This is a genomic window from Idiomarina xiamenensis 10-D-4 (assembly GCF_000299895.1).
GTDB lineage: Bacteria > Pseudomonadota > Gammaproteobacteria > Enterobacterales > Alteromonadaceae > Idiomarina > Idiomarina xiamenensis.
This window is the reverse complement of the sequence record NZ_AMRG01000034.1, coordinates 1-3,142: the sequence shown is the minus strand read 5'-3', so window position 1 is coordinate 3,142 and position 3,142 is coordinate 1. Positions and strand designations below refer to the sequence as shown.

The following is a 3,142-nucleotide window of genomic DNA, read 5'->3' as shown; positions in this document are numbered from 1 at the left end:
AAGCTAGAGCCATCTTGGGTGTTGTATGGTTAAGTGACTAAGCGTATACGGTGGATGCCTAGGCAGTTGGAGGCGATGAAGGACGTACTAACTTGCGATAAGCCATGATGAGACAGTAAGAGTCGCTATAGTCATGGATTTCCGAATGGGGCAACCCACACCACTTGTGGTGTATCCTGTGCTGAATCCATAGGTGCAGGAAGCGAACCCGGAGAACTGAAACATCTAAGTACCCGGAGGAAAAGAAATCAACCGAGATTTCCTCAGTAGCGGCGAGCGAACGGGAAGTAGCCCTTAAGCAGTCAGTGCTTTAATAGAATCTGTTGGGAAGCAGAGCCATAGACGGTGATAGCCCGGTATATGAAGAAGCGCTGATTGTGAAAACGAGTAGGTCGGGACACGTGTTATCTTGACTGAATATGGGGGGACCATCCTCCAAGGCTAAATACTCCCAACTGACCGATAGTGAACCAGTACCGTGAGGGAAAGGCGAAAAGAACCCCGGCGAGGGGAGTGAAATAGAACCTGAAACCGTATACGTACAAGCAGTAGGAGCCTCCTTGAGGGGTGACTGCGTACCTTTTGTATAATGGGTCAGCGACTTACATTTTGTGGCAAGGTTAACCGTATAGGGTAGCCGTAGGGAAACCGAGTCTTAACTGGGCGTCGAGTCGCAAGGTGTAGACCCGAAACCGGGCGATCTAGCCATGGGCAGGTTGAAGGTTGAGTAACATCAACTGGAGGACCGAACTCACTAATGTTGAAAAATTAGGAGATGACCTGTGGCTCGGAGTGAAAGGCTAATCAAGCCCGGAGATAGCTGGTTCTCCCCGAAAGCTATTTAGGTAGCGCCTCGGATGAATACCACTGGGGGTAGAGCACTGTTTGGGCTAGGGGGTCATCCCGACTTACCAACCCCATGCAAACTCCGAATACCAGTGAGTAGTATCCGGGAGACACACGGCGGGTGCTAACGTCCGTCGTGGAGAGGGAAACAACCCAGACCGCCAGCTAAGGTCCCGAAGTCATGGCTAAGTGGGAAACGATGTGGGAAGGCACAGACAGCTAGGAGGTTGGCTTAGAAGCAGCCATCCTTTAAAGAAAGCGTAATAGCTCACTAGTCGAGTCGGCCTGCGCGGAAGATGTAACGGGGCTAAGCCATGCACCGAAGCTGCGGATACGTCTTATGACGTGTGGTAGGGGAGCGTTCTGTACGTGGATGAAGGTGGTTCGAGAGGACTGCTGGACATATCAGAAGTGCGAATGCTGACATGAGTAACGATAATGGGAGTGAAAAACTCCCACGCCGGAAGACCAAGGTTTCCTATCCCATGCTAATCAGGGTAGGGTAAGTCGGCACCTAAGGCGAGGCCGAGAGGCGTAGTCGATGGAAAACAGGTTAATATTCCTGTACCGGACGGTATTGCGACGGGGGGACGGAGAAGGCTAGGTGGGCCAGGCGTTGGTAGTCCTGGTGAAAGTGAGTAGGCTGATGGTTTAGGAAAATCCGGACCGTCTTAATGCCGAGACACGAGACGAGCACCCACGGGTGCGAAGCCATTGATGCCCTGCTTCCAGGAAAAGCCTCTAAGCTTCAGATACCGTTTGACCGTACCCCAAACCGACACAGGTGGTCAGGTAGAGAATACTAAGGCGCTTGAGAGAACTCGGGTGAAGGAACTAGGCAAAATAGTACCGTAACTTCGGGAGAAGGTACGCCACTGAAGGTGAAGACTACGCGTCGTAAGCTTTTGGTGGCCGCAGTGACCAGGTGGCTGGGACTGTTTATTAAAAACACAGCACTCTGCAAACTCGAAAGAGGACGTATAGGGTGTGACACCTGCCCGGTGCCGGAAGGTTAATTGATGGGGTTAGACTTAGGTCGACGCTCTTGATCGAAGCCCCGGTAAACGGCGGCCGTAACTATAACGGTCCTAAGGTAGCGAAATTCCTTGTCGGGTAAGTTCCGACCTGCACGAATGGTGTAACCATGGCCACGCTGTCTCCACCCGAGACTCAGTGAAATTGAAATCGCCGTGAAGATGCGGTGTACCCGCGGCTAGACGGAAAGACCCCGTGAACCTTTACTACAGCTTGGCACTGAACATTGAACCTACATGTGTAGGATAGGTGGGAGGCTTAGAAGCAGTTGCGCTAGTAGCTGTGGAGCCAACCTTGAAATACCACCCTTGTATGTTTGATGTTCTAACTTAGCCCCATTATCTGGGGTGAGGACAGTGCCTGGTGGGTAGTTTGACTGGGGCGGTCTCCTCCCAAAGCGTAACGGAGGAGCACGAAGGTTGGCTAAGTACGGTCGGACATCGTACGGTTAGTGTAATGGCACAAGCCAGCTTAACTGCGAGACAGACACGTCGAGCAGGTGCGAAAGCAGGTCATAGTGATCCGGTGGTTCTGAATGGAAGGGCCATCGCTCAACGGATAAAAGGTACTCCGGGGATAACAGGCTGATACCGCCCAAGAGTTCATATCGACGGCGGTGTTTGGCACCTCGATGTCGGCTCATCACATCCTGGGGCTGAAGTCGGTCCCAAGGGTATGGCTGTTCGCCATTTAAAGTGGTACGCGAGCTGGGTTTAGAACGTCGTGAGACAGTTCGGTCCCTATCTGCCGTGGGCGTTTGAGAGTTGAGAGGAGCTGCTCCTAGTACGAGAGGACCGGAGTGGACGAACCTCTGGTGTTCCGGTTGTCACGCCAGTGGCACTGCCGGGTAGCTACGTTCGGAATCGATAACCGCTGAAAGCATCTAAGCGGGAAGCGAGCCTCGAGATAAGCTCTCACTAGCACTTTGAGTGCTCTAAAGGGTCGTCGGAGACTACGACGTTGATAGGCAGGGTGTGGAAGCGTTGTAAGGCGTTGAGCTAACCTGTACTAATTGCCCGTGAGGCTTAACCATACAACACCCAAGGTGAGTGTGGTGTGTGAGTAGACACAAGCGATAACCTTTACCGAATAAAGAAAGAGTGGCAATACAATCAGCCCCATGTTGTAACAGTTTTGTCTGGCGGCCATAGCGATGTGGCACCACCTGAATCCATTCCGAACTCAGTAGTGAAACGCATCAGCGCCGATGGTAGTGTGGGGTTTCCCCATGTGAGAGTAGGTCACCGCCAGACTTCAAATA

Annotated in this window: 2 rRNA genes; both read left to right on the top strand. The window is 52.4% G+C overall.

Annotated elements, in window-relative coordinates:
* Positions 1–27: 27 nt before the first annotated feature.
* A 23S ribosomal RNA gene (locus tag A10D4_RS13175) occupies positions 28–2,914 on the top strand.
* A gap of 104 nt (positions 2,915–3,018) precedes the next feature.
* Positions 3,019–3,134: ribosomal RNA gene (gene rrf / locus A10D4_RS13170) — 5S ribosomal RNA — on the top strand.
* Positions 3,135–3,142: the final 8 nt, after the last annotated feature.